The organism is Luteibacter jiangsuensis, from assembly GCF_011742555.1.
GTDB classification, from domain to species: Bacteria; Pseudomonadota; Gammaproteobacteria; order Xanthomonadales; family Rhodanobacteraceae; genus Luteibacter; species Luteibacter jiangsuensis.
In genome coordinates, this window is sequence record NZ_JAAQQR010000010.1 from 112,059 (window position 1) to 136,930 (window position 24,872).

17 protein-coding genes are annotated in these 24,872 nt (G+C 65.9%); 6 read left to right on the forward strand and 11 right to left on the reverse strand.

The genetic code is table 11. The features are described from left to right. Positions 1-72: 72 nt before the first annotated feature. Positions 73-852: an IclR family transcriptional regulator gene (locus HBF26_RS17545; RefSeq protein WP_167129348.1), complete on the reverse strand. Its 780-nt coding sequence runs from the start codon at positions 850-852 to the stop codon at positions 73-75. A 151-nt stretch (positions 853-1,003) separates the two neighbouring features. Between HBF26_RS17545 and fucP the strand changes: the two genes are divergently transcribed. Together fucP and HBF26_RS17555 are read left to right on the forward strand one after the other, a co-directional pair. After that, entirely contained in the window at positions 1,004-2,302 is a 1,299-nt protein-coding gene (fucP, locus tag HBF26_RS17550) for an L-fucose:H+ symporter permease (protein WP_167129313.1), read from the forward strand. Further along, positions 2,299-2,667 (forward strand): L-rhamnose mutarotase, encoded by a 369-nt coding sequence (locus tag HBF26_RS17555; protein WP_167129314.1) that lies wholly within the window; start codon positions 2,299-2,301, stop codon positions 2,665-2,667. The genes fucP and HBF26_RS17555 overlap by 4 nt, the downstream gene beginning before the upstream one ends. 97 nt (positions 2,668-2,764) lie before the next feature. Here HBF26_RS17555 and HBF26_RS17560 read toward each other — a convergent pair whose 3' ends face one another. From HBF26_RS17560 to HBF26_RS17585, 6 genes are read right to left on the reverse strand one after another with little or no spacing between them, the layout of a single operon-like run. Next, positions 2,765-3,907: an alpha-hydroxy acid oxidase gene (locus HBF26_RS17560; protein ID WP_167129316.1), complete on the reverse strand. Its 1,143-nt coding sequence runs from the start codon at positions 3,905-3,907 to the stop codon at positions 2,765-2,767. A gap of 4 nt (positions 3,908-3,911) precedes the next feature. After that, positions 3,912-5,231 (reverse strand): L-fuconate dehydratase, encoded by a 1,320-nt coding sequence (locus HBF26_RS17565; RefSeq protein ID WP_167129317.1) that lies wholly within the window; start codon positions 5,229-5,231, stop codon positions 3,912-3,914. Beyond that, positions 5,225-6,085 (reverse strand): fumarylacetoacetate hydrolase family protein, encoded by an 861-nt coding sequence (locus HBF26_RS17570; RefSeq protein ID WP_167129318.1) that lies wholly within the window; start codon positions 6,083-6,085, stop codon positions 5,225-5,227. The genes HBF26_RS17565 and HBF26_RS17570 overlap by 7 nt, the downstream gene beginning before the upstream one ends. A gap of 9 nt (positions 6,086-6,094) precedes the next feature. Beyond that, positions 6,095-6,841, reverse strand: coding sequence for an SDR family oxidoreductase (locus tag HBF26_RS17575; protein WP_167129320.1), 747 nt, complete (start codon positions 6,839-6,841; stop codon positions 6,095-6,097). Between the two features lie 46 nt (positions 6,842-6,887). After that, on the reverse strand, positions 6,888-7,745 hold the full coding sequence (locus tag HBF26_RS17580) for an amidohydrolase family protein (RefSeq protein WP_167129321.1): 858 nt from the start codon (positions 7,743-7,745) through the stop codon (positions 6,888-6,890). Next, positions 7,742-8,755, reverse strand: coding sequence for an aldo/keto reductase (locus tag HBF26_RS17585; protein ID WP_167129323.1), 1,014 nt, complete (start codon positions 8,753-8,755; stop codon positions 7,742-7,744). Before HBF26_RS17585 ends, HBF26_RS17580 begins: the two co-directional genes overlap by 4 nt. A 290-nt stretch (positions 8,756-9,045) precedes the next feature. Here HBF26_RS17585 and HBF26_RS17590 point away from each other — a divergent pair, with 290 nt between their 5' ends. From HBF26_RS17590 to HBF26_RS17600, 3 genes are read left to right on the forward strand one after another with little or no spacing between them, the layout of a single operon-like run. After that, positions 9,046-11,739 (forward strand): TonB-dependent receptor, encoded by a 2,694-nt coding sequence (locus tag HBF26_RS17590; RefSeq protein WP_167129325.1) that lies wholly within the window; start codon positions 9,046-9,048, stop codon positions 11,737-11,739. Positions 11,740-11,758: 19 nt separating this feature from the next. Beyond that, positions 11,759-13,381 (forward strand): alpha-L-fucosidase, encoded by a 1,623-nt coding sequence (locus HBF26_RS17595; protein WP_167129326.1) that lies wholly within the window; start codon positions 11,759-11,761, stop codon positions 13,379-13,381. Further along, positions 13,378-14,430: a glycosyl hydrolase family 18 protein gene (locus HBF26_RS17600; protein WP_167129327.1), complete on the forward strand. Its 1,053-nt coding sequence runs from the start codon at positions 13,378-13,380 to the stop codon at positions 14,428-14,430. Before HBF26_RS17595 ends, HBF26_RS17600 begins: the two co-directional genes overlap by 4 nt. A 108-nt stretch (positions 14,431-14,538) precedes the next feature. Here HBF26_RS17600 and HBF26_RS17605 read toward each other — a convergent pair whose 3' ends face one another. The 4 genes from HBF26_RS17605 to HBF26_RS17620 are packed head-to-tail and all read right to left on the reverse strand — an operon-like array spanning position 14,539 to position 22,771. After that, a complete protein-coding gene (locus HBF26_RS17605; protein ID WP_167129329.1) occupies positions 14,539-15,909 on the reverse strand; it encodes an alpha-L-fucosidase in 1,371 nt (456 codons plus the stop codon). Between the two features lie 25 nt (positions 15,910-15,934). Next, positions 15,935-17,770 carry a glycoside hydrolase family 35 protein gene (locus tag HBF26_RS17610; RefSeq protein WP_167129330.1) on the reverse strand — a complete coding sequence of 612 codons (1,836 nt, stop codon included), beginning with the start codon at positions 17,768-17,770 and terminating at the stop codon, positions 15,935-15,937. Between the two features lie 31 nt (positions 17,771-17,801). Further along, the gene (locus HBF26_RS17615) at positions 17,802-20,390 is read right to left on the reverse strand and encodes a glycoside hydrolase family 3 protein (protein ID WP_167129331.1); all 2,589 of its coding nucleotides are present in this window, start codon (positions 20,388-20,390) and stop codon (positions 17,802-17,804) included. Then, the gene (locus HBF26_RS17620; RefSeq protein ID WP_167129333.1) at positions 20,387-22,771 is read right to left on the reverse strand and encodes a beta-N-acetylhexosaminidase; all 2,385 of its coding nucleotides are present in this window, start codon (positions 22,769-22,771) and stop codon (positions 20,387-20,389) included. The genes HBF26_RS17615 and HBF26_RS17620 overlap by 4 nt, the downstream gene beginning before the upstream one ends. A gap of 365 nt (positions 22,772-23,136) precedes the next feature. Here HBF26_RS17620 and HBF26_RS17625 point away from each other — a divergent pair, with 365 nt between their 5' ends. After that, the gene (locus HBF26_RS17625; RefSeq protein WP_167129334.1) at positions 23,137-24,828 is read left to right on the forward strand and encodes a ShlB/FhaC/HecB family hemolysin secretion/activation protein; all 1,692 of its coding nucleotides are present in this window, start codon (positions 23,137-23,139) and stop codon (positions 24,826-24,828) included. Positions 24,829-24,872: the final 44 nt, after the last annotated feature.

Sequence of the window (24,872 nt, forward strand, 5' to 3'; positions counted from 1 at the left end):
CCTTGCGTGGCAGCTCTTCTCAATCTCGGGCGGAATGTCGCCTTCTGACCCCTGCGCTCGGCGACCGGACTGCTAGACCATCGCCGTGCCGGGCACGCCGTGCGAGAGCTCGCGCGACACATCCGCCGCGGCCGCGACCAGCGCGCGCGACGTGCCCTTCATATCGAGCTTCGCACCGCGCCGCTCGATGAACGGCACGGTGAGGGCGCATACCGCGTGATTGCTCTCAATGATCGGTGCCGACAGATCGGTGACGCCATCGACGACCTCGCTGGGAATCGTGGCCAGTCCGGCCGCACGGATGGTCTTGATCGCGGCTTCGACCCGCGCGCGCTTCAGCGTCGGCTCGTGCTCCAGCATCGTACGAAACCAGCGCTCGCGCGTTTCGTCGGTTTGCCAGGCCAGGAGCACATAGCCAGAGGCCGAATGCGAGATCGGCCGGCGATGGCCCACGCGCACCACCAAGCCGGTTTCGCCAGGCGGGTCGACGCGTGCGATCACCACGATCTGCTCTTGCGACGGCACCACGAGGTGGCAGGACTGGTCGATTTCATCGGCCAGCCGATGCATCACGGGCATCGCCGTTTCGACGATATTGCGCACCGGCGGTTGCTCCATGCCGAGACGGAACAGGCGCGGCGTGATCGAGTAAGCGCCGTCGCCGTCGGCACGCGCTATGTAGTCGCGCTCCTCGAGTACCTGGAGCATCCGAAAGATCTCCCCGCGCGAACGGCCGACACCATCGGAGATCTCCGCGATCGACAAAGGCTGGGTCGCCTTGGCGAGCAGTTCCAGGATGTCCAGGCCCTTGTCCAGGGCAGGAGCTCGATACTTTGGAGAGTCTGAAGGCATGGCATTCCGTGGCGTTGGGTGTGCGTCGCTGCGGGAGTCTAGCGGGCCAAAGGGCGCCCGCATGTTGCACCGCAGCTTGTTATGTAGGTGAATATCGAGTTCATATTTGTACACGACGGGGCCTGCCGTGTCACGGTTGAGGAGGGCGAGCATGCAGCAACACACGCCGATCGCGGCGTCCCCTACGGGCTCTCTTGCGCGTACGCCCCTGCTTCCCCTTGTGCTGATCGTAAGCCTCTTTTTCCTTTGGGGGGTGGCGAACAACCTCAACGACGTGCTGGTGGCGCAGTTCAAGAAAGCCTTCACCCTTTCCGATTTCCAGGCGGGGCTGGTACAGAGCGCGTTCTATCTCGGCTATTTCCTGCTCGCGATTCCCGCCGGCATGTTCATGCGCCGCTTCGGCTACAAGGCGGCAGTGGTGTTCGGCCTGGCGCTCTACGGCGCCGGCGCCTTGCTTTTCTGGCCGGCGGCGGCGACGGCGACGTATGACATCTTCCTCGCAGGCCTTTTCGTCATAGCGGCAGGCCTGGCTTTCCTCGAAACATCCGCTAACCCGTGGGTGACCTTGTTGGGCCCGCGCGAATCGGCGGCCTCGCGCTTGAACCTCGCGCAGGCTTTCAATCCCCTCGGTTCCATCACGGGGGTGTTGATCGGCCAGCACTTCATCTTCACCGGCGTGGAACGCACGCCGGCCGAACTCGCGGCGATGGATGTGGCGGCGCGCACCGCTTACATGAAGAGCGAAGCGGCCGCCGTGCAGATGCCCTACCTCCTCATCGGCCTGGGGGTGATCGCGTGGGCCGTCCTCATCGTGCTTACGCGTTTCCCGCGAACGGCTGCCGAAGGTGACGGCAGCGACGTGGCGGAGCGGGGCGTACTCGGCCGTCTGTTTCGCGATGCCCGCTTCATGTCGGCCGTGCTGGCGCAGTTCTTCTATGTCGGTGCGCAGGTGTCGGTGTTCAGCTACATGATCCGTTATGCGCAGGCGACCATGCCCGGTACCGCCGAGAAGACGGCGGCGAACTTCATCACCGCGGGCCTGCTCTGTTTCATGGCGGGACGGTTCGCGGGCGCCGCGATCATGAAATATCTCCGGCCGGCCCACGTGCTGCGTACGTTCGCACTGGTCAACATCGCGCTGGCAGCGGCGGCGGCGTTCGTGCCGGGGCGGGTGGGCATCTATGCACTCGTGGCATCGAGCTTCTTCATGTCGATCATGTACCCGACGATTTTCGCCCTCGGCGTGGAAGGACGAAGCGATGCGGAGCGCAAACTCGGTGCCTCGCTGCTGGTGATGTCGATTGTCGGCGGCGCGGTGCTCACGGCGGCGATGGGCGCGGCGTCCGATCGGTTCGGTATCGCGCATGCCATGCTCGTTCCCATGCTGTGCTTCGTGGCGATCTTCCTGTTCGCCTGGCGCCGCACGAAGGGCAGGGAAGCCGTCGCATGAGCTGGCAATGTTTCGCACTGGATCTGCACGACGATCCCGCTGTGATCGCGGAATACGAGCGTTGGCACCGTAGCGAGTTCGTGTGGCCAGAGGTCCTGCGCTCTATCCGCGAGGCGGGCATCCTCGACATGCAGATATTCCGGACCGGCAACCGGCTGGTAATGCTGATGCGGGTGGGCCCGGGTTTCGATGCGAAAGCCAAGGCGGCCGCCGATGCGGCGAACGAACGCGTGCAGGCATGGGAGACGCTGATGTCCACGTTCCAGCGGCCGCTTCCGTGGGCGCAGGCCGGGCAGAAGTGGGTGCCGATGCAACGGATCTTCGACCTGGCGAGTTGTCCGGACGTGCGCGAAGACGCACCGTAGGTGCGGGTTCGATCCAAAGTGTGGGAAGCGCGCCGGCGGGTGGAGGGATAACGGCGGGGGGCCATTCACGCGCCGGCGCGCTTCTCACAACAAACAGTCATCCATTCCAGAGAATGTCGCGTGGCACGCGCGTGGCGTCCAGCGCGCCCGTGAGGGCCATGGTGACGCTCAGCTCGCGGCGGATGATGTCGATCGCCTGGGTGACGCCGGCTTCGCCGCCCGCCCCGAGGCCGTAGAGGAAGGCCTTGCCGATGAGGCCGGCGCGAGCGCCGAGGGCCAGTGCCTTGAGCAGGTCCTGGCCGCTCAGGATGCCGCTGTCGAACAGCACCTCGGTGCCGCCGGTCACGGCATCCACGATGGAAGGAAGGACGTCGATGCTCGCCGGTGCGCCATCCAGCTGTCGCCCTCCGTGGTTGGATACCACGATGGCGTCCACGCCGTGCGCGGCGGCCAGCTTCGCGTCCTCGGCATCCAGGATGCCCTTCACGATGAGCTTCCCCGGCCATAGCTCGCGAATCCAGGCCAGGTCGTCCCACGTGATCGTGGGATCGAACTGGGCCGCGATCCACTGCGCGAGCGTGGTAAGGCTGTCGGCGCCCTTGATATGGCCGTCGAGGTTGCCGAACGAGCGACTGGGCGCGCGCAGGACGTTCCAGGCCCAACGCGGCTTGCTGGCGATGTCGAACAGATTGTGCAGCGTGACCTTGGGCGGCACCGACAGGCCATTCTTGATCTCGCGATGGCGCTGCCCCTGCACGGTGAGATCGGCCGTGACCATCAGGGCCGAGCAGTCGGCGGCGCGTGCGCGCCGGATCAGCTCGCGGGTGAAACCGCGATCCCGCATCACGTACACCTGGAACCAGAAGGGCACGTCGGTCGCCGCGCGCACCTGCTCGATCGAGCAGATCGATACCGTGCTGAGGCAGAAGGGAATGCCGGCTTTCGCAGCCGCGCGCGCGCCGTGAATCTCGCCGCTTCCGTGCTGCAGTCCCGCCATGCCGGTGGGAGCGATGGCGAGCGGCATGCTCACGGGCTGGCCCACGATGGTGGTGGCGAGCGAGCGATGGTCCACATTGCGCATCACTCGCTGGCGAAAGCGCAGGCGTTCGAATGCGCGGCGGTTCTCGCGCAAGGTGGTCTCGTCATAGGAGCCACGGTCCGCGTACTCGAAGAACGCCCGCGGCACGCGGCGACGCGCGAGTTCGCGCAGGTCGGCGATGTTTGTGACCGGCGCGGCCATGTCGTCAGCCGTCGCTGGCCATGGGGATGCCCTGCCAGACAATGCCGCCTGGATACAGATGGTCGCGCACCGATACAGGGTGCATCTGCGCGGAGAATCCCGGCGCCGTGGGCGCCATGTAACGCCCGTTGACGATGCGTACCGGATCGACGAAGTGTTCGTGCAGGTGGTCCACGAACTCGATGGCACGATCCTCTTTCTTGCCCGTGATCGCCACGAAATCGGCCATGGCCAGATGCTGCACCAGTTCGCACAGGCCCACGCCGCCGGCATGCGGGAAGACGCGGACGCCGAACTCCGCGGCGAGGAGCAGGATGGCGAGGTTTTCGTTTACGCCGCCCACGCGCGCGGCGTCGATCTGCACGAGGTCCACCGCGCCGGCCTGGAACAGCTGCTTGAACAGCACGCGGTTCTGGCCATGCTCGCCAGTGGAAATGGGCGTCGGCGCCACGCCCTGGCGAATGGCCGCGTGGCCCAGCACGTCGTCCGGGCTCGTCGGTTCCTCCACCCAGGCCAGGCCCACGCTTTCCAGCGGCTTCAGCCATTCGATAGCGCTGCCCACGTCCCAGCGCTGGTTGGCGTCGACGGCGATGGCGATATCGGGTCCTACCGTGGCCCGGGCGAGCCGGCAGCGACGAATATCGTCTTCCAGCCGCAGGCCCACTTTCAGCTTGATGGTGCGGAATCCATCCGCAACCGCCTGGCGTGCCAGCCGCTGCATTTTCTCGTCGGAGTAGCCGAGCCAGCCGGGCGAGGTCGTGTAGGCCGGATAACCTTCGGCTTCCAGTTGCGCGATACGCGCGTGCTTGTGCGGTTCCGCCGCCCGCAGGATCTCGAGTGCGCGCTCGGGTGTGAGGGCATCCGTGAGGTAGCGGAAGTCGACCTGATCGACGATCTGTTCCGGCGTCATGTCGGCGATGAAGCGCCACAGCGGCTTGCCCGCACGGCGCGCCGCCAGATCCCACGCGGCATTGATCACCGCGCCGATGGCCATGTGCATCACGCCTTTCTCGGGGCCCAGCCAGCGCAGCTGCGAGTCGCCGACGAGTTCCCGTGCGAAGTCGCCCAGGCGCTGTACCACGTCGTCGACATCCCGGCCGAGCACCATCGGTTCGAGGGCTGCCAGTGCGGCGGTCTGCACGTCGTTGCCGCGCCCGATGGTAAAGACGAGCCCGTAGCCGGCGAGGCCGTCCGGGCTGTCGGTGCGCATCACCACGTAGGCCGCGGAATAGTCAGGGTCCGGATTCATGGCATCCGAGCCGTCATGGTCGATCGACGTGGGGAAGCGCACGTCGAACGTGTCCAGCGCCGTGATCGTCACCATGCGCGCCTGTCTCCATGTGCCACCACGTCCTGGCGCTGCCTGCCCAGGCCTTCGATACCCAGCTCGATCACGTCGCCCGGCTTGAGGTACGTGGGCGGCTTCAATCCCAGGCCGACCCCCGCGGGAGTGCCGGTGCTGATGACGTCGCCGGGCATGAGGGTCATGTAGCGGCTGATGTAGCTCACCAGTTGCGCCACGCCGAACACCATGGTTCGCGTGTTGCCGTTCTGGTAGCGATGTCCGTTCACCTCGAGCCAGAGGGAGAGATTCTGCGGATCGGGTACTTCGTCGCGCGTGACCAGCCACGGGCCGATCGGGCCGAATGTGTCGCAGCTCTTGCCCTTCACCCACTGGCCACCGTGCTCGAGCTGGAACGCGCGCTCCGAGAGATCGTTGATGACGGCGTAGCCGGCAACGTGCTCCATGGCCTTCTCGACGGGGACGTCGCGGGCCACTTCGCCCACGATCACGCCCAGTTCCACTTCCCAGTCCGTTTTCACGGAATCGCGGGGAATCACCACGGTGTCGTTGGGCCCGCCGATGGCGGTGGTGGCCTTCATGAAGAGCACGGGCTGCTCGGGCACAGGTGCGCCGGTCTCGGCGGCGTGATCGGCGTAATTCATGCCCACGCAGAGCATCTTGCCGATGCCCGCCACCGGTGCGCCGAACCGCGGGTTCCCCGGTACCAGGGGCAAGCTCGCCGGATCGAGTTCGGCGAGGCGGCGCAGGCCGGCGTTGCCGATGGCTGCGCCGGCAAGGTCGTCGATGATGGCAGACAGATCGCGGAGCCGGCCTTCGCCGTCGACGAGGCCGGGCTTTTCCTGGCCGGGTGCACCGTAGCGGGCGAGTTTCATCGCATGTCCTCAGTTCGACCAGCCGCCGTCCACGACATGGACAGTGCCGGTGGTAAACGACGATTCGTCGGAGGCCAGATAGACGGCCAGTGCGGCGATTTCGCGCGGATCGCCCAGGCGTCCCATGGGCTGGCGGGCAGTGAAACCGCGCCACGCGGCCTCTTCGTCGCCGCCCATGGCACGGACGCGATCGGCGAGGGAAGGCGTCTTCACCGTGCCCGGACAGATCGCATTGCAGCGGACACCGCGGGCCACGAAGTCGGCGGCGATGGATCGCGTGAGGCCGATGACGGCGGCCTTCGTGGCGCCGTAGGCAAAGCGGTTCGGGACGCCCTTGATGCTGGATGCCACGGAAGACATGTTCACGATGCTGCCGGCGCCGCGTTCGAGCATGCCCGGGAGCACGGCGCGGCACGTGTGGAACATGCTGTCGACGTTGATGGCGAACGAGCGTCGCCAGCTCGCCTCGTCCGTGTCGAGGATGGTGCCGGCGTGCACGTAACCCGCGCAGTTGAACAGGATGTCGATGGCGCCTGCGTCGGCGACGAGGGCGGCGATCGCCGCCGGGTCGGTGACGTCGAGAATCCGCGTGCTTGCCGATGCGCATTCCTCGCCCAGCGATGTGAGGCTGGCCGCATCGATGTCCGTCGCGACCACCGTCGCGCCTTCGGCGGCGAAGGCGAGTGCCGTCGCGCGGCCTATGCCCGCGCCTGCCGCTGTGATCAGGGCGCGCTTGCCTGTCAGCCGGCCGCTCATGGGTGTGGCCCGCAGGGAAGGGAAACCATGGGCGCGAACATGTGCGTCATCGCAAGATCCTCGAAGCGGCATGTGCCGGCGCGTGGCCGGCAAGGGAATAGACGGCGACGGCGTTGCCGCCAAAGACGGCGGCCTCCGCGAGCGGCGCATGGCGCTGCACGAAGGCGCGCGCACAGGATTGCCATGCGTCGTAAGTGGCGTGCGTGGTGAGCACCGGCCAGTCGCTGCCCCAGATGAGGCGATGGGGGCCGAACGCGTCGAACAGGTGTGCCACATAGGGTTCCAGCGCATCCGGTTCGGGTGCGGCGCCCGCTAATGTGAGCAGGCCGGAGAGCTTGCAGTACACATCGGGCATCTGCGCGAGCCGCGCCATCGACGTTGCCCACTCGGCAAAGCCACGGCCGGCGATATCCGGCTTTGCCGCATGGTCGATCACCGTGCGCAGGCCCGGATGTCGCGTCAGGCGTTCGGAGAGCGCCCGCAGGTGGCGGCTATCGACCAGCGCGTCGAATACGAGCTCGCGTTCCCGCACGTGCTCGAACGCGGCGTCGAGCGCCGGCAAGGCCAGCCATTGCGTATCCGGAATGTCCTGCACCATCGGCCGGATGCCGCACAGCAGGCCGCCGCCGTCCGCCACAAGCCAGTCCAGACGCGAGGCGACATCGAGCGCCTCCATGTCCACCCATCCCACGACCCCGAGCACACCGGGATCGTTGCGGGCGATGTCGAACAGGAAACGGGTCTCCCGCTCGTCGGGCGCAGCTTGCACGAGGATGCAGGGGTCGGGGTCGCCCGGAAAGTCGCCAGGCAGGAACGCGCGGCGAAGCGTCTCGGGGGCACTGCGCAGCCAGTCGTAGCGCAGCCGGGAAGGATCCCAATAGTGGCGATGCGCGTCGACGATCACGGCGTGGGCACCGTGGGATCGATCAGGCCTTCCTTGCGAAGCGCCGCCCAGGTCGCCGGCGGCACCGGCGCGCGCTGGCGGTGCAGCGCCGCGTCCACTTCGGCAACGGAGCGCAGGCCGCATACGACGGCGGATACGGCGGGGTGGGCGAGGGGAAACTGCAAGGCCGCCGCGCCAACTTCCGCGCCCGTGCGATGACAGATGTCGTAATAGCGCTGCGCGCGGGCGATCACCTCGGGGGAGGCCGGCGCATAGTTGTAGGTGGCACCGGGCCCCTCTTCGGCGCCGAGCAGGCCGGAGTTGTACGGCCCGGCAACAAGCACCGATACGCCCGTCGCGGCCGCGCGCTCCATCACGGCCTTGCTCGCGTCCTGCTCGAACAGCGTGTAGCGCCCGGCCAGCATGATGACGTCCAGCGGAAACCGCGGCATCACCTCGAGGCACACGGCTTCCTCGTTCACACCAATGCCAATGGCGCCGACGAGTCCTTCCTCGCGCATGCGCGCCATTTCCGGAAGCGCCTCGTCCAGGGCCTGGGCCAGCACCTGCGGATGCCGGTCGCCATGCGTGAGCGCGCCGATGTCATGGAGGAAAAGCATGTCGACATGCTCGAGCCGCAGCCGGCGAAGACTTGCTTCCAGACTGCGCCGCACGCCCGCGCGGCTGTAGTCGAAGCGCGCGATGCGACCGTCGACGGCGAATCCGTCGTCCTGGCCGCGGCGACCCGCGGCATCTTCGATGATTCTTCCGACCTTGCTCGAGAGTGTGTAGCTCGCGCGCGGCAGCCCGGCAAGCACGTGTCCAAGTCGCGATTCGCTCAGCCCGAAACCGTAATAGGGCGCCGTATCGAAGTGGCGGATGCCGCCTTCCCAGGCATGACCGATCGCCCGCGCAGCTTCGGCCTCGTCCACCTCGCCATAGAGATTGCCCACCGGCGCTCCGCCGAACGCCAACGGCGACAGGGGCGTGCCGCGCGGTGGGGCTGATAGGCCGGCTTTCGACAACGACATCGAGGCTCCCTGGGATTGGCCGCTCGTCTCTGGCGACACTGACCAGATATGGATATTACGTTTATATGTGAACTTGTCCAGCGGCAAGCGTCTCTCCCTCACGAAAATGCCCGGAGACTTGTTTTTTTTTCGCGCCGCGTCGCAACTTGAATCGCCCGGAACATATCTGAATACTTCGTTCGCCAGTGAACATTGGCCGATTGGGCGGGGCAAATCACACACATACCAGCATGCGTCGACCGGCCGCGGTCGGGCGCGTGCTTCCGGGGCAGAGGTTGGGGAGACCATCGATGAAGATCAGCAAGACCGTGCTTTGCGCGAGCATCCTGTATGCCCTCGCCGCAGTGACCCATGCGCAGGATGCAGCGCCCGCCGGGGCGGACAAGCCGAAGACGGCGCAGGAAAAAGCCGCCGAAAAACAGGCGCAGCAGCTCCAGGAGATCACCGTCACCGGCTACCGGGGAAGCCTGGAGAAGGCCATCGACGTGAAGCGCAACGCGAACGCCGTGGTCGATGCCATCAGTGCGACCGACATCGGCAAGTTCCCCGACACCAATGCCGCGGAGTCGCTGTCGCACCTCCCCGGCATCACTGTGGACCGCCAGTTCGGCGAGGGCGAGAAGATCAGCGTCAACGGCACCGATGCCGCCCTGAACCGTGTGCTCCTGAACGGCCAGACCATCGCGTCCGGCGACTGGGGCGGCAACCCCACCGACACCAGCGGCCGCACGTTCAATTACTCCCTGTTGTCGCCCGAGATCATCGGGTTGATGGAAGTGTACAAATCGCCTGAGGCCCGCATCGACGAGGGCAGCATCGGCGGTACCGTGATCATCCACACGCGCAAGCCGCTGGATCTGCCGGCCAACACCCTGCGCGGCTCGCTTGGCTACAACTACAACGACCGCTCGAAAGACGGCAATCCGCGGGGATCGGCCTTGTGGAGCTGGAAGAACGCCGATAGCACGTTCGGCTTCCTGACCAGCGTCACGCACGACAAGGAAGACCTCTCCCGTGCGGGCATCGAGTTCTTCGGTTACACCACGGGTGCCAACATCACGGGTAATCCCCGCGTGACCGGCGACCCGGACTATGCCAACGCGAAGATCCCTGTGGGCATCAACAGCGCGTACTTCCAGCAGGAGCGCGAGCGCAACGGCATCCAGTCCGCGTTGCAATGGCGTCCCGACGAAAAGAACGAGTTCAACCTGACGGGGCTCTACGTCAAGGGCAAGTACAACAACTTCAGCGAGTCGCGCTATGTCTGTCCGGGCTGCGGCGACCTCAACAAGCTGACGGACATCAACGTCAACAACGGCTACATCACGTCCGGTACCGTTTCGTCCACTACCGGTAACGGCCAGCCCTACGCCGAGCTGGACGCGAACTATCGCAAGACCGAGGTCTCCACCAAGAGCATCAACCTGCGCCACGACTTCAACGGCGACGCATGGGTGTTCACCAGCCAGGTGGGCTACACCTCCGCCAGCGGCGGCAAGGATCCGGAATACCTGATGAAGTACCTGCTGCAGAATGGCGGTTACGACTTCTCGTACGACGGCCGCAATACGGGCGTGAACTATCAGAATGGTTCGGCGGCCAACTGGGGCCTGCCGGGTTCGCCCGCCAACTCGCCGCCGGGCGACACATCCTTGCCGGGCCAGAACCAGGCGGGCGGCATTTATTACGAAACCACGAAAGACCGCGAGCGCTACGCGCAGTTCGATGCCACCCGCGATCTGGAATGGGGCCCCATCAACCAGATCCAGATGGGCGTGAAGTACACCAACCATTTCAACGGCACCAACTCGCGCGGCAACCGCATCAACACCACCGATCCGGTATCGCTGCTCGACTTCGACCCGGGCAGCACGCCGGGTGGCCTGTTCGACGGCCTGCATGCGAGCGGCGACCTCACCGACTGGCCTACGGCCAGCAAGGGCGCCGTGGTGTCGTACCTCAATGGTCAGCCGCAGGGGCCGTACAACATCAACTACCCCGCGACGTTCGGCGTGGCCGAAGTGACCAAGGACGCCTACCTCCAGGTGAACTACCAGGGCGGCCCGTGGCGCGGCAACGTGGGCGTTCGCTATGTCGACACGAAAGACACGTCCACCTATTACGTGAACAGCGACGGCGGCACTTACAACCGCGTCTCGGGCACCACGCATTATTACAAGCCGCTGCCGTCCTTCAACCTGGCCTACGATATCGACGACGACAAGGTCGCGCGCCTGTCGGTGGCCAAGGTCATCGCCCGGCCGCGCTACGGCGACCTCGCCGGCGCCACATCCCTCAGCGGCGCCAGCACCGGCAACTTCACCGCCAGTGCCGGCAATCCCAACCTGAAGCCTTACCAGTCGACCAACTTCGACGTTTCGGCGGAGTGGTACTTCGCGCCGGCCAGCCTGCTTTCCGTGGAAGGCTTCGTGCGCAAGATCGACAGCTATATCGTCACGACCACGTCGGAACGCACGATCACCGATCCGACGACAGGACAGACCAACCTGTACTCGGTGACGTCGCCGGTGAATGCGTCCAATGCCAAGGTGTCCGGCCTCTCGCTGATCTACCAGCAGGACCTCGGCTACGGCTTCGGCATCCAGACCAACTACACGTATAGCAAAGCCACCACCCATGCCGATGCCGCCGGCGACAAGCTCAACCTGCCGTACCTGTCGAAGAACACCATCAACATCATTCCGTACTACGAGCACGGCCCGTGGTCGGCCCGCATCAACTACAGCCGCCGCTCGCCGTACTTCACCCAGGTGGGCCGCCTGAACTCCAACGTGTTCGCCGATGCGTACAAGGAACTGGATCTCAGCGCCTCGTACCAGATCAACGCGTGGGCCGGCATCACGCTCAGTGCCACCAACCTTCTGGATTCCACGTACTACCAGTACGCCGACATCAAGTACGCTCCGATCGGCGAGTACAAGAGCGGCCGTACCTATTCGGTCTCGATGAACTTCAAGCTTTAAGCCGAGGGGAGTGTTACCCATGCTGCGACGACTGGCCTGCTTCGTGACTGCGGCACTCATCGGAGGCGTCGCGAACGCCGGCCAGGCGACCGCCCCCACCGCGGGCAGCATGTCGCCCGAGGCGCAGGACATGGCATGGCAGAAAGCCGCCGCGAGGTTCGCGCCGGAACGCAGGGCCATTCTGGATCACGTGCACAAGGACGTGGCGGACGGCCCGTTCCGGCCCGACTGGGCTTCGCTGAAGGCTTACCGCTCGCCTGCGTGGTACGACGACGCGAAGTTCGGCATCTTCATCCACTGGGGTGTCTACTCGGTGCCGGCCTTCGGCAGCGAGTGGTACTCGCGCAACATGTACAAGCAGGGCAGCAAGGAGTTCGCCCATCACGTCGCCACCTATGGGCCGCAGTCCCGATTCGGCTACAAGGACTTTGTGCCGATGTTCAAGGCCGAGCACTTCGACGCGGATGCCTGGGCGGCGCTGTTTCGCGAAGCCGGTGCGCGCTATGTGGTGCCGGTGGCCGAACACCATGACGGCTTCGCCATGTACGACTCGAAGCTGTCGGACTGGACTGCGGTGAAGAAGGGCCCCAAGCGCGACGTCATCGGCCTGCTGGCGAAGGCGGTCCGGGGGCAGGGTATGCACTTCGGTGTTTCGTCGCACCGCGCGGAACACGACTGGTTCTTCGACGGCGGGCGGCACTTCGATTCCGACGTGAACGACCCGTCCAATGCCGAGCTCTACGGGCCAGCGGTGGACCACCTCAGCGTGCGCGACGAGAACCTCGCGGACGACTGGACCTATGTCTCGCAGGCGTGGCTGGACGACTGGCTGGCGCGCACGACGGAATTGATCGACGACTACCACCCGGACCTGATCTATTTCGACTGGTGGATCGGGCACCCGACCTTCCGCAACACCTTGCCGACCCTGCTCTCGTACTACTACAACGAGGGCAGCAGGCGCGACGGCGTGGTGGTGAACTACAAGCTGGGAGACCTCCCCGAGGGCGCGGGCACGCTGGATATCGAGCGCGGCCAGCTCACCGGCATCCACCCCACCCACTGGCAGACCGACACCTCGATCAGCAACGAATCCTGGGGCTACATCGAGCACGATACCTACAAGTCGCCCACCTTCATCATTCACCTGCTGGCCGACGTGGTGAGCAAGAACGGCAACCTCATGCTCAACATCGGGCCGCGCGCGGATGGCACGATCCCGCAAGGTGCGCAGGATACGTTGCGCAGCATCGGCCGCTGGCTGACCACGAACGGCGAGGCCATCTACGGCAGCAAGCCGTGGCGCGTGTACGGCGAAGGTCCCACCGAGGTGGTCGGCGGTACGTTCCAGGACACCAAGACCAAGCCCTATACGGCGAAGGATTTCCGTTTCACCACCGGCAACGGAAAACTCTATGCGATCGAGTTGGGCTGGCCCGCGAAGGGTGCCGCCACGATCACCTCGATCAAGCCCGCCGACAAGGTGACACGCGTGGAACTGCTCGCGGACGGCAGTAACCTGCCGTTTACCCAGGATGCCGGCGGCCTGCACCTGCGTCTTCCCTCCCAGCCCGTCGGCAGCGATGCCTATGTGTTCCGCATCACCCTGGCGACGGCGAACCCCACCAAGGTCCCCCGATGAAACGACGGATTCTCCTGCTTGCCTGCCTGCTCTGGCTGCCCCTGGCCGCCTTCGCCAAGGCGCCGGTCGCGTTGTTCTACATGATGAACACGCAGAAATCGATCGCCTCGCTCGAAGCCCACGCCGATAAGATCGATCTGCTCGTACCCACCTGGTACGGCGTGGACGAGCACGGGCTGGTTTCCGGCGGCCCCAACGATTACGTGCTGGATCTGGCGAAGAAGCACCGCCTTCCCGTGATGCCGATCATCTCGGCGGGCGGCGACCGGGCGAAGTTCCATGCGCTGCTCGGCGACGAGACGGCGAAGAAACACATGATCGACTCGATGATCGACGAAGCGAAGGAGCACGGCTATACCGGCTTCCAGTTCGACTTCGAGAACATCGCATGGACGGATCGCGATGCGCTCACGCTCTTGACGAGGCAGACCTACGAAGCACTGCATAAGCATGGTCTGCAACTCACCATGGCCGTGGTGCCCAATGCGCCGGGACACGCAGGGGAGGGCGCCTTCGGCAAGTGGATGTGGGAGTACTGGCGTGGCGCGTACGATCTGAAGGAACTGGCCAAGGTGCTCGACCTGGTCTGCCTCATGACCTACGACCAGCACACCCGCTGGACCACGCCGGGCCCGGTGGCGGGCATGCCCTGGGTGATGGAGCACCTTCAATACGCACTGAAGGTGGTGCCCAAGGAAAAACTGTCGTTGGGCATCGGCCTCTATGGCTACCACTGGTTCGCGGGCAACCCCGTGGGAGCGGACGGCAAGGAGAATTCGAACATCTCGGCCAAGTACATCGATGCCGACGAATCCTTCCCGCTGGCCAAGCAGTTCAACGTCACCATGCAGTGGGACCCGGTGGAGCACGAGTCGTGGTTCTATTTCTACCGCGACCAGATGCGCGAGTGGGTGTTCCTTCCGGATGCTCGCGCTTTCCGCGACCGGTATGACGTGGTGAAGCAGTATGGCCTGGAGGGATTCTGCGCCTGGGTACTGGGTGCGGAGGATCCGAAGATCTGGGACGAGCTGCCTGACGCGGTGCGTTGAGCGTCTGACGCGAGCCCATCGCCGGCATAGCCGGCTCCCGCACAAAGCCGCCGTGACAAAGGCTTTGTGTGGGAGCCGCTTCAGCGGCGATGCAACCTGCCGAAGGGGTCAATGCCCGACGTCAAACAGCTTGAACTCGCGAATACGCGCTGTCCCCACCGACGACAGGATGTTCAGGCGCACCCTCCGCGCCGTCACCGCCGGGAAGCGATCGATCTTCATATGTCCGATCGCTTCCGCCTGCGCCACCGTCTTCCACGCCCGGCCATCCCATACCTGCACCGCGTAGCCGCGCACGTTCTGCCCATCGTCCAGCCGCTCCATGCTCATCGCGTGGTCGAAGGTCACTTCGCGGCCCAGGTCGACTTCCAGCGTGGCGTTGGCCGAGCCGGCAGGCGCCGACCAGAAGGTGGCGGGATCGTTATCCAGCGCCGCGGCGACGTTCTCGTCCGTCGTTGCGTGCTTCGCGGCAAGGTTCGCCTGGTTGCCGTAGCGCGCCTTCAGCGCCGCGCCGAATTCGGCAAGGCGCTTCACGTCGGCGTCCGGCAACAGGCCGTGCGTGTCGGGGGCGATGCCCAGCATGAACTGGCCACCCTTGCCCACGCTGTTTTCCCAGTTGTCCATCAGCTCGCTCACGCTTTTCAGCGACGCGGCGAAGTCCGGCTTAGAGCTGTAGAACCAGTGCAGCTTGTGCAGCGGCGTATCCACTTCGAGCGGGCGCCAGCGCAGCTGGCCGTGGCGATCGATGACGTTCCAGTTCTCGCCCTGGACCACGCCCTTCTCGTTGCCCACCCAGCGGATGTCGCCGTAATCGAACAGGGCGACGTCGGCGAACACCATCGTGTTCGGCTGGTAGGTGCGCAGCGTCTCGATGTATTTGGCGAAGTCGTAGACGTGCCCCGCGCTGCCGGCGCCATCCAGCCACCACTCGGTCAGTGGGCCGTAGTTCTGCACCAGTTCTTCCATTTCGGAGAGATAGTATTTGTCGTACGCCGCGCTGTCCTTGTAGCGCGGGTCGTGCCGGTCCCACGGCGAGAGGTACACGCCGAAACCCAGGCCGTTCTTCTTCGCCGCCTCGGACGTCATCTTCACGAGGTCGCCCTTGCCGCCCATCCACGGGCTGGCCTTCACCGAGTAGTCGGTTTGCCCGGTCGGCCATAGCGCGAAGCCGTCGTGGTGTTTCGCGACCAGCACCATATAGCGCACGCCGGCCGCCTTGACCGCACGGGCCCACTGGTCCGGCTCTACCCTGTCGGGATGGAACACGGACGGCGCGGCCGTGCCGTCGCCCCACTCGCGGTCGAGGAAGGTGTTGGTGCCGAAGTGCACGATCACCCCGAACTCGAGGTCCTGCCACGCCACCTGCTGCGGCGAAGGCTTCACGTCGGCGAACGATTCGGCCCGTGTGACGGTGGGCAACGCGGCCAGGAGGGCGGCGGCGAGGGCGGTCTTCAGGCGGTGCAGGGCGGGTTGCGGCATCGAAGGAGATCCTGGGAAGGGGGAATCAGGGTGTCGAAGAGGGATCGGACCAGAGGCGCTGGGCGACACCGCGCATCGTCGGCGCGTCGCGTGTCTCGAGGTCGAACACCACCACGGTGTTGTCTCCGCGATGGAACCACGGTGCGGGCGCATAGAGATCGTGCTGCGGCCCGATCGACCAGATCCGCCCGAGGTTCGCGCCATTGAGCCAGACGGCGCCTTTGCCGAAGGCGCGGGTATCGAGGAAGGTATCGGCGGGTGTGTCGACGGCGACGCGTCCGCGATGAAAGGCGGGGCCGTCGACATGGCCGGTCGTCCAGCCGCGCAGCGAGCCCGGTGAGGTCATCGGCAAGGGGAACACCTGCCAGCCGTGCAGCACGGTGTCGCCCAGGATCACGGGATCGACGAGGCCTGCGCGCCCGTCTGCCATGTGCGGGCCGTAGTTCACCCGGCCGGTGTTTTCCACGAGTACGTCGAGCGTGTGCTCTCCGGATCCGAATTCCACCTGGGTGGAGACCTGCTTGAGCCGGCGATCCACGGTGCCGCTGGCCCGGCGGTCGACGTATACGGCGGCGTAGTCGCGTACGTCGCCCAGGTAGAGCGTGCCGCGGAAGGGGCCGCGCACCCTGGTGCGGTAGAGGATGTATCCGTACGCCTGGCCATAGGCCTCCATGGGCAGCGGCTGGTCCGCGTTCCGTGCTGTGGGCAGGTTGTCCCACAGCGACGCCGATTCCTTGAGAGTGAAGGCGGGCAAGGTGCCCACGGGTGCCGAAGCCGGGACGGGAGGCGGCGTCTGCCCGGTGGCTTTCGCGATGGCGTCGCGGAACAGCGTGTACTTGGCCGTGGGCCGGCCGGCTTCGTCCAATGCCGCGTCGTAGTCGTAGCTGGTGGTCTGCGGCGCGTAGTGGTCGGAGGGATTGCCCTGGTAGTTCGCGCCGTTCATGAAACCGAAGCTCGTGCCGCCGTGCACGAGGTACACGTTCACCGAATAGCCCTGCTCGAGCATCCACGCGATCTCGTCGGCTTCGCGTTTCGCATCGGTCTTCGCGTGCTTGCCGCCCCACTGGTCGAACCAGCCGGCCCAGTACTCGCCGGCCATGCGCGGTGCTCCGGGGCGGAAACGTTCGAGCAGGTCGAAGCTCTTCTTCGCCTCGCCCGGCGCGAAGTCGATCACGGCCGTCACGCCGGGGAGGGTGCCGTTGGCGAGGAGGTCCGGACCGTCGTAGGTCAGCAGAAGGTCGTCGGTCAGGCCCGCATGTTGCAGCTGCTCGCGAACGGCTTCGAGGTAATCCTTGTCGTTGTCGTACGAGCCGTATTCGTTCTCGAGTTCGGTGGCGATGATGGGGCCGCCATGGCTTGCCATGAGGGGCGCCAGCTCCTTGCCCAGGCGTTGCAGGTAGCGATCCGTTGCCGCGAGGAAGCGCGGGTCGCGCGAACGCACGCGCATGCCCGGCACGGCGAACAGCCAGGCCGGATAGCCGCCCGCATCCCATTCGCCACAGATGTAAGGGCCTGGACGGAGGATCACGTTCAGGCCCTCGGCCTGCGCCGCCTTCACGAACGCGGCCACGTCGTTGTTGCCGCTGAAGTCGAATTGCCCCGGCTTCGGCTCGATGAGGTTCCAGAACACATACGTGGTGACGGTGTTCAGCCCCATCGCCCGTGCCTTGCGCAGGCGGTCCGTCCAGTACGCCCGGGGCACGCGTTGGAAGTGCATGTCGCCGGAAACGATCTGATACGGCTTGCCCTCGCGCATGAAGTGCGGACCGGACACGGTGACGGGGGCATTGGCGAAGGCCGTGGGCGCCAGGCAGAACGCCGTGAAGGCCAGGGCGAGAGAGGTGAGGGCGGAACGTTTCATGCGGTTTCCTGGCCGATGCCCTGGGCGAGCGTCATCGCGGCAACGCCTGTTGCCCGCGGATCGCGAAGTCGACCCGTTGTCCCGGCGCATCGCCCGGCTGGCCGCCACCGATGAAGAGACCGTAATCGCCGGCGACCACCGCACGCTTGCCTGCGGCATCCACGGAACTCAGCCGCCGCGGATCGAGGGCGAAACTCACCGTGCGCGATTCGCCGGGGGCGAGATGGATGCGCTGGAGCCCGACGAGGCTACGCTCGGGCGCCAGTTTGTCGGCAGCCGGATAGCTCAGGTATGCCTGTACCACTTCATCGCCTGCGCGGTCGCCGCGGTTGCGAACCGTCACACTCGCCGTGAGCGTCTGTCCTGCGTCCAGCGTCGCGGTGGATACGCTCGCGTCGCCATAAGCGAAACTCGTATAGCTCAGTCCATGGCCGAACGGATAAAGCGGCGTGCCCGTGAAGTAGCGATAGGTGCGCCCCTTCATCTGGTAACTGGTGAAGGGCGGCAGGTCGCGCACCGAGCGGTAGAACGTCACGGGCAGACGGCCGCCCGGGTTGTAATCGCCCGACAGTATCTGCGCAACGGCGGTGCCGCCGTCCTCGCCCGGATACCAGGCGGCGACGATGGCGGAAGCATGCGCCTTCGCCCAGTTCAGCGCCACGGCACTGCCGGACATCAGCACCACCACCAGCGGCTTGCCGCTGGCAGCCGCGCGCTCGAGCAAGGCCTGTTGTGCCGCGGGCAGGCCGATATCGGTACGGTCGCCGCCGTCGAAACCGGGCACGTCGACATGCAGTTCCTCGCCCTCCACGTCCGGAGAGAGGCCGACGAAGGCCACCGTCACATCGGCCGACGCGACGGCGCGTGCAGCCTCGGCAAGCTGGGCCTCGGCCGGTGGCAGCCACTGGAGGCGGATGCCCTGGTCTTCGCCGCTGTGCACATACTCGAGACGCACATCGTGCGGGCGCGCATCGTCGAAGTGCACGGTGGCCTGGGCGTGCTTGTCGTCACCCTTGTCGTCGATCACCGGCTTGCCGTCGACGAAGAGACGCACAGGGTCGTGACCCGCGCAGTCGAAGCAGCGTTCCACATGCACGGCGAGCGTGTAGTCGCCGGGGCCGGGCGGAAGCAGGGTGCCGGTCCAGCGCACGGCATAGCGTCCCTTCGGCAATCCGGCAGGCGTGACGTGGTCCCAGTCGAAATCGACGGTGCGGTCCACGCGAGTGGCCAGGGCTTTTCCGTCGAAGCTGCCGCCGGCGAAGTAGCTTCCGGTGAGACCGACGGCCGCATCGGAGCCGCTCCCCGCGCGCAAGGCCGTCTCCGGCACCGGTACCGGCACGCCCGCCGCGACCGGTGAACCCTGCGCATAACTCACGCGGTCCGCGCCGAAGCGCGCGCGCAGACCCAGCAGAGGGGTGACAGGCGCACGCGGCGTGGCGTGGTAGTTGGCCTCGAGCGTTTCCACCGTATCGGCGTTGGGCCCGATCACCGCGATGCGCGGCTTGCCCTGCAATGGCAGGGTGTGGCTGTCGTTCTTCAGCAGCACCATCGATTCGAGCGCGGCGCGCAGCGACAGCGCCGAGTGCGCCTTCGTGTCGACGGGCTTCGGCTTCGTGGCCGGGGCACCCAGCTCGCCAAGCCGGTAGCGCGCGGCGAAGAGGCGGACGAGCGAGCTATCCAGAACGGACTCGGCCACATCGCCGCGCTGCACGGCCTGTACCAGATCCGCATACGCGTAGCCGCAATCGAGGTCGGTGCCCGCACGGATCGCGGCAGCCGACGAGCCGGCGTTGTCCGGCCGGTAGTAATGGAACTTCGTCATGTCGTCGACCGCGTCGCAATCGGAGACGACGTATCCGGTGAAACCCCAGCTCTTGCGCAGGATGTCGCCGAGCAGGCCTGTGTCCGCGCAGACGGGCGTACCGTGCAGTGCGTTGTACGCGCACATCACCGAGCCCGCATGGCCTTCGGTGACGGCGGCGCGGAAGGCGGGAAGGAACGTCGCTTCGAGATCGTGCGGCGACACGTCGATGTCGAAGCCGTGGCGGCCCGCTTCCGGACCGCTGTGCACGGCGAAGTGCTTGGGCGTGGCGACGGCACGCGGATGTGAGGGGTCGGGACCCTGGATACCCTCCACGAAGCCGACGGCAAGGCGTCCCGTGAGATACGGATCCTCGCCATAGGTTTCCTGGCCACGACCCCAGCGCGGATCGCGAAAGATGTTCACGTTGGGCGACCAGATGGTCAGCCCTTCGTAGCGGCCATGATCGCGGCCGGCGCCGATGGCGTCGAAGCGGGCACGCGCTTCCTTCGACACCACGTCGCCGACCTGGCGCAGCAGCTCCGGATTCCATGTAGCGGCCAGACCGATGGCCTGGGGAAAGACGGTGGCATAGCCGGCACGAGCCGCGCCATGCAATCCCTCGTTCCACCACTCGTAGGCGGGAATGCCCAACCGGGGAAGCGCCGGGGCGGCGCTCTGCAACTGGGCCACCTTCTCCTCGAGGCTCATGTGCGCCACGAGGTCCGCCGCCTTCTGTTCCGGGGTGGACGGCGCTGCGGCGTTAGCACCGCCCGCGAACGCCATGGCGAGGGGAAGGAGGAGGTACCGATACGTCATCGTGTCTTCTTCGAGGCTTTATCCAGGAGCTGCACTTTACCGAGGCCGTAGAGGGGGCCGTCGATCGGTGCCGTCACCCGCAGGCAGAGATCGTGTTCGCCGACGGAATGGGGGACGGTGCCATCCAGCGAGAAGCGCTCGCCGAGCGCCTTGCCCGGTGGCAGCGGCAGGCTGGCGAGCAGAGGGCCGGCACAGGTGTCCTGATGAACCTCCAGCTCGCCGTTCGCCGTTTTCGCCGGATAGGAAACGACCTTGGACTGGTCGTGGGCCAGGCCGTAGTTGCGGGCGAGCCGTGCCATGTCGACATGGATGCCCGAGACCCCGTCCAGCGGCGCCTTGGGATAGAGCCAGCAGGCATGGAACAGGTCCACGTCGTAGACCGGCGTGTCCATGGCACCGAGATCGGGCAGCAAGGGCATGCGCAGGCCAAGGCTGCCATCCGGGCACTTGGTGAACTCGCCATTGCGGCGGGTGAGCAGGCTGGCGCGGTCGATCGTGCGCGACCGCACGGCGGCCATCGGCGTGCCATCCGGCGCGAAGGCGACCGCGCGCACCGTCGTGGGCAGGGTTACTTTGAACGCGCCGGTATACGGCGTGGCGTTCGCGCCGGGTGTGCTGCCGTCGGTCGTGTAGCGCAGCGTGCCGAAGTTCGTCTGATTGTCGAGCCGCACCGTCGCCTTGCCCGAGCGCAGGATGGCCGGGACAGCCCCGTCCACATGGATGGCCGGTGCGAAGGCGGTATCCGAAGCCGCGATGCCCAGTGCCGCATAACGACGCCACTGTGCCGGCAGGCGCGCAAGAAAACCGTTCCAGTCACGCGCTTCCTTCGGCGACCAGGCGATCTCGGACATGGCATCCACACGTGGATACAGGGCGTGCTGTACATGGCCGGACGAGGGAATGAATTCGGCCCATAGCGCCGCCTCAGTGCCCAGCACGTGACCGACCTGTTCGGGCGTAAGCGAGGCGTCCACCGGCTCGAAGCCGTAGACACGCTCCAGCGCCAACACGGAGAGCCTGCCGTTAGGCTCATCGGCGCGGTCGCTTTGCAGGTTGTCGAAATACATCCATCCGGCGGGCGCGAGCACCACGTCGTGGTCTTGCTTCGCGGCGTCGATGGCGCCCTGCACGCCGCGCCACGACATCACGGAGGCGGTGCGGGGGAGGCCGCCTTCCAGGATCTCGTCCCAGCCGATGAGGCGGTGGCCGTGCTTGCCGAGGTAGTCGCCCAGGCGGTCGGTGAACCAGCTCTGCAGGGCGTTCTCGTCGGCGATGCCGAGCGACTTCATCTTCGCCTGCACGGCGGGGGAGTTCTTCCATTGGTCCTTCACCGCCTCGTCGCCGCCGAGGTGGATGTACGTGGACGGGAACAGGGCCATCACTTCGTCGAGCACGTTCTCGATGAAGGTGAAGCTCTTGTCGTCCACGTTGTAGAGGTAGGGATTCACGCCCCAATCCACGGAGACCTTCGGACGCTCGCCGGTCACACCGACCAGTTCGGGGTAGGCGGCCACCGCCGCCTGCGCATGGCCCGGCATATCGAGTTCGGGCACCACGGTGATGTGGCGCGCGGCGGCATAGGCCACCACATCGCGTATCTGCGCCTGCGTATAGAAGCCGCCGTAGCGTTCCGGTTCGCCATGCGTGCCCGCGCCGGGCGGCGTGCGCCAGGCGCCCACGCTGGTGAGCTTCGGATATCGCTTGATCTCGATGCGCCAGCCCTGGTCGTCGGTGAGGTGCCAATGGAATACATTGAGCTTGTGCTCCGCCATCGTGTCGAGCACCTGCTTCACCGTCGCCACGTCGTGGAAATGCCGGACGACGTCGAGCATGAGGCCGCGCCAGGCGAAGCGCGGCCAGTCGCGGATCGTCACGGCAGGAATGACCGTGCTGCCCTGCTTGCCGTCTGCCGTTGCCAGTTGCCACAGGGTGACGGCGCCATAGAACAGGCCCGCGCTGCTGCGTGCGGAAATGCGCGCGCCGCTGGTGTCGACGTCGAGCGTATAGCCTTCGGGCTTATCCACGGATGCTTTCAGGTCCGTCTTCAGGACGATCGCGCCTTCGGTGGCGTCGTTCGAGGCGGTGACGGTGAGGGACAGCCCCCGGCTTCGCCGCAGTTCGGTTGCAAGGTATTCCGCGGCCGCTTTGGCAGCCGTGTCGCCGGGCGGATACCGCACCATGGTATAGGCATCGAGGGCCAGGGAGCCTGGCGCCGGTCTGGCCTCCGCGGGCATGGGAATCAGGGGTAGCGTGGTTTCCGCCTGAGCTGTCACGAGGCACGCCATGCCTTGTATGAGCAGCGCCGCCAGCAGGAAACGTTTCATCGAAACGCGATCGCGGACAGGCCACCGGCCAGGAGCGCACGACGCACGCCGCGGCATCGGCCTACACGACGGAACGGTCCCGAACACTGGAACTGGTTGAAACTTTTCATTGAAATTGCTCCCCGCAGCGGCCAGCAGGCCAATACCCCGTGCGTGGATTGGATGCGCGGGGACACACACGTTTCGTCGAGCGGTCGCGAAAGGTCGAGTCTTTCCCGCTCGTGACCGTGTGTCAATATGAATATGGCGTTTACTGGTGAATTGGAGAAAATTCACCTTGTCGGAAAGGGATTTCGTAATCGTCGGGCGACCCTAAAGTTCCCGCGTTACCTGCCGAAAACGAGCCAAGAAGAGCCGGGCAGCGGCGCTCGAGAGAGTCCCCGCATGCCCTTGAACCAGGACGGTTTGGAGCAGCAAAACTAATGAGGGTTACAGGGGAAAGCCGTTGGCGCACAACGGCACACGGGCTGTTTTCCCTGCTTGCCGTCGGGGCCGTGGGTACGGCCGTGGCGCAGCAGACCACGCTGGACAAGCAAGAGCAGTTGCGTCGCGCACAACAGCTCGAACAGAGGGAGACGGAGCGCAAAGAAGCGCTGTTCCAGCCAACGCCGCCGACGCAGGTCGAGCGGGCGGATGCGCCGTTGCCCAAGGAAGCCATCTGCTTCCCGCTGCAAAGCCTGACACTCGAAGGCGACCGCCTGGCGGAGTTCGCCTGGGCGCAGCGCTATCTCGATCGCTTCGTGGGCCAGTGCGTGGGCCGCGACGGGCTGGAGGCGCTGCAGCGCCGCCTCTCCAATCTGGTTATCGCGCGCGGCTTCGTCACCACCCGCGTGGGCGTGCCGGCGCAGGATATTTCGAAGGGGCATCTGCGCATGCTGCTCGTGCCGGGCACGCTGCGACAGATCCGCTTCGCGCCGGGTTCGCCCGAGTTGAACTGGCGCACGGCGTTCCCGATTCGCGAGGGCGATCTGCTCAACCTGCACGCGATCGAGCAGGGTCTGGAGCAACTCAAGCGCGTGCCGTCGCAGGACGTGACCATGGATATTGCCCCGGGCGAGAAGGTGGGCGAATCCGATGTGGTGCTGACGGTGCACACCAGCCGTCGCTGGCACGTGGTGGTCGACGCCAGCGATTCGGGCCTCAAGGGCACGGGCAAGAACCAGGGCAACCTCAATGTCTCGTACGACAACCCGCTGGGCCTGAACGACCTGTTCTCGATCGGCGCGGGCCATGCATTGTTCACCCACGCCGACGGCGGCAGCACCTTCAGCGAGAACGCCACCTACAGCATTCCCTGGGGCTGGTGGACCTTCAGCGGTTCGATCTCCACCTACCGTTACCGGCAGTGGATCGAGGGTTTCGAAACCCGTTTCCGTTCGACGGGCATCTCCACGTCGAGCGACATCACCGCGCAACGCATGCTCACGCGCGGCACGTCGAGCAAGACGTCATTGGAGATGCGCCTGGCCGCACGCAGCGCGCACAGCTATATCCAGGGCGTGGAGGTCGGCATCCAGCGGCAGCGCGTCGCGAGTGCCGAGCTTGCCCTGGTGCACCGCCATTACCTCGGTCAGGCGCAGCTCGACGCGCGCCTGGGTTACCAGCGCGGCACCCCCTGGTTCGGCAGCCAGTGGATCGGGTACGACCCCGAGGTGGGCTTCCCCACCAATCGGTACGGCCTCACCACGCTCGATCTCTCGCTGAGCAAGCCGCTGAACCTTGGCAGCCGCCAGGCGATCTGGGACAGCAGCCTGCGCCTGCAACGGTCCACCGATCACCTGCCGGCGGCCGAACTCATCACCATCGGCGGCCGCTATTCGGTCCGCGGTTTCGATGGCGAGCAGACGCTGGCAGGGGAGCGCGGCGCGTATCTACGTAACACGTTCACCCTGCCGATGGGCGCGCTGGCGCCTTACCTGGGTGTGGACATCGGCCGCGTCGCGGGGCCGTCCACGGTCGAGGGGCACCGGCAGCTGACCGGCGCGGTCGTCGGCCTGCGCGGCAGCTATGCGGGCTTGAGTTGGGATCTCTTCGCGGGGCGCCGCATTCATGCGCCACGCGGCTTCGACACCGAACGGCCGACCACGGGCTTTCAGCTGATCTACCAGTACTGAACACGGGCAGGGATGCCGGGGCCGGCATCCGACAAGGGGCAAAG

Bases quoted from the DNA above. Each gene is read 5' to 3' on its own strand.
- HBF26_RS17590 (WP_167129325.1), top strand. From the start codon at position 9,046: ATGAAGATCAGCAAGACCGTGCTTTGCGCGAGCATCCTGTATGCCCTC.
- HBF26_RS17585 (WP_167129323.1), bottom strand. From the start codon at position 8,755: ATGTCGTTGTCGAAAGCCGGCCTATCAGCCCCACCGCGCGGCACGCCC.
- HBF26_RS17620 (WP_167129333.1), bottom strand. From the start codon at position 22,771: ATGCCGCGGCGTGCGTCGTGCGCTCCTGGCCGGTGGCCTGTCCGCGAT.
- HBF26_RS17600 (WP_167129327.1), top strand. From the start codon at position 13,378: ATGAAACGACGGATTCTCCTGCTTGCCTGCCTGCTCTGGCTGCCCCTG.
- HBF26_RS17610 (WP_167129330.1), bottom strand. From the start codon at position 17,770: ATGAAACGTTCCGCCCTCACCTCTCTCGCCCTGGCCTTCACGGCGTTC.
- HBF26_RS17625 (WP_167129334.1), top strand. From the start codon at position 23,137: ATGAGGGTTACAGGGGAAAGCCGTTGGCGCACAACGGCACACGGGCTG.
- HBF26_RS17575 (WP_167129320.1), bottom strand. From the start codon at position 6,841: ATGAGCGGCCGGCTGACAGGCAAGCGCGCCCTGATCACAGCGGCAGGC.
- HBF26_RS17555 (WP_167129314.1), top strand. From the start codon at position 2,299: ATGAGCTGGCAATGTTTCGCACTGGATCTGCACGACGATCCCGCTGTG.
- HBF26_RS17595 (WP_167129326.1), top strand. From the start codon at position 11,759: ATGCTGCGACGACTGGCCTGCTTCGTGACTGCGGCACTCATCGGAGGC.
- HBF26_RS17565 (WP_167129317.1), bottom strand. From the start codon at position 5,231: ATGGTGACGATCACGGCGCTGGACACGTTCGACGTGCGCTTCCCCACG.
- fucP (WP_167129313.1), top strand. From the start codon at position 1,004: ATGCAGCAACACACGCCGATCGCGGCGTCCCCTACGGGCTCTCTTGCG.
- HBF26_RS17570 (WP_167129318.1), bottom strand. From the start codon at position 6,085: ATGAAACTCGCCCGCTACGGTGCACCCGGCCAGGAAAAGCCCGGCCTC.
- HBF26_RS17605 (WP_167129329.1), bottom strand. From the start codon at position 15,909: ATGCCGCAACCCGCCCTGCACCGCCTGAAGACCGCCCTCGCCGCCGCC.
- HBF26_RS17615 (WP_167129331.1), bottom strand. From the start codon at position 20,390: ATGACGTATCGGTACCTCCTCCTTCCCCTCGCCATGGCGTTCGCGGGC.
- HBF26_RS17560 (WP_167129316.1), bottom strand. From the start codon at position 3,907: ATGGCCGCGCCGGTCACAAACATCGCCGACCTGCGCGAACTCGCGCGT.
- HBF26_RS17545 (WP_167129348.1), bottom strand. From the start codon at position 852: ATGCCTTCAGACTCTCCAAAGTATCGAGCTCCTGCCCTGGACAAGGGC.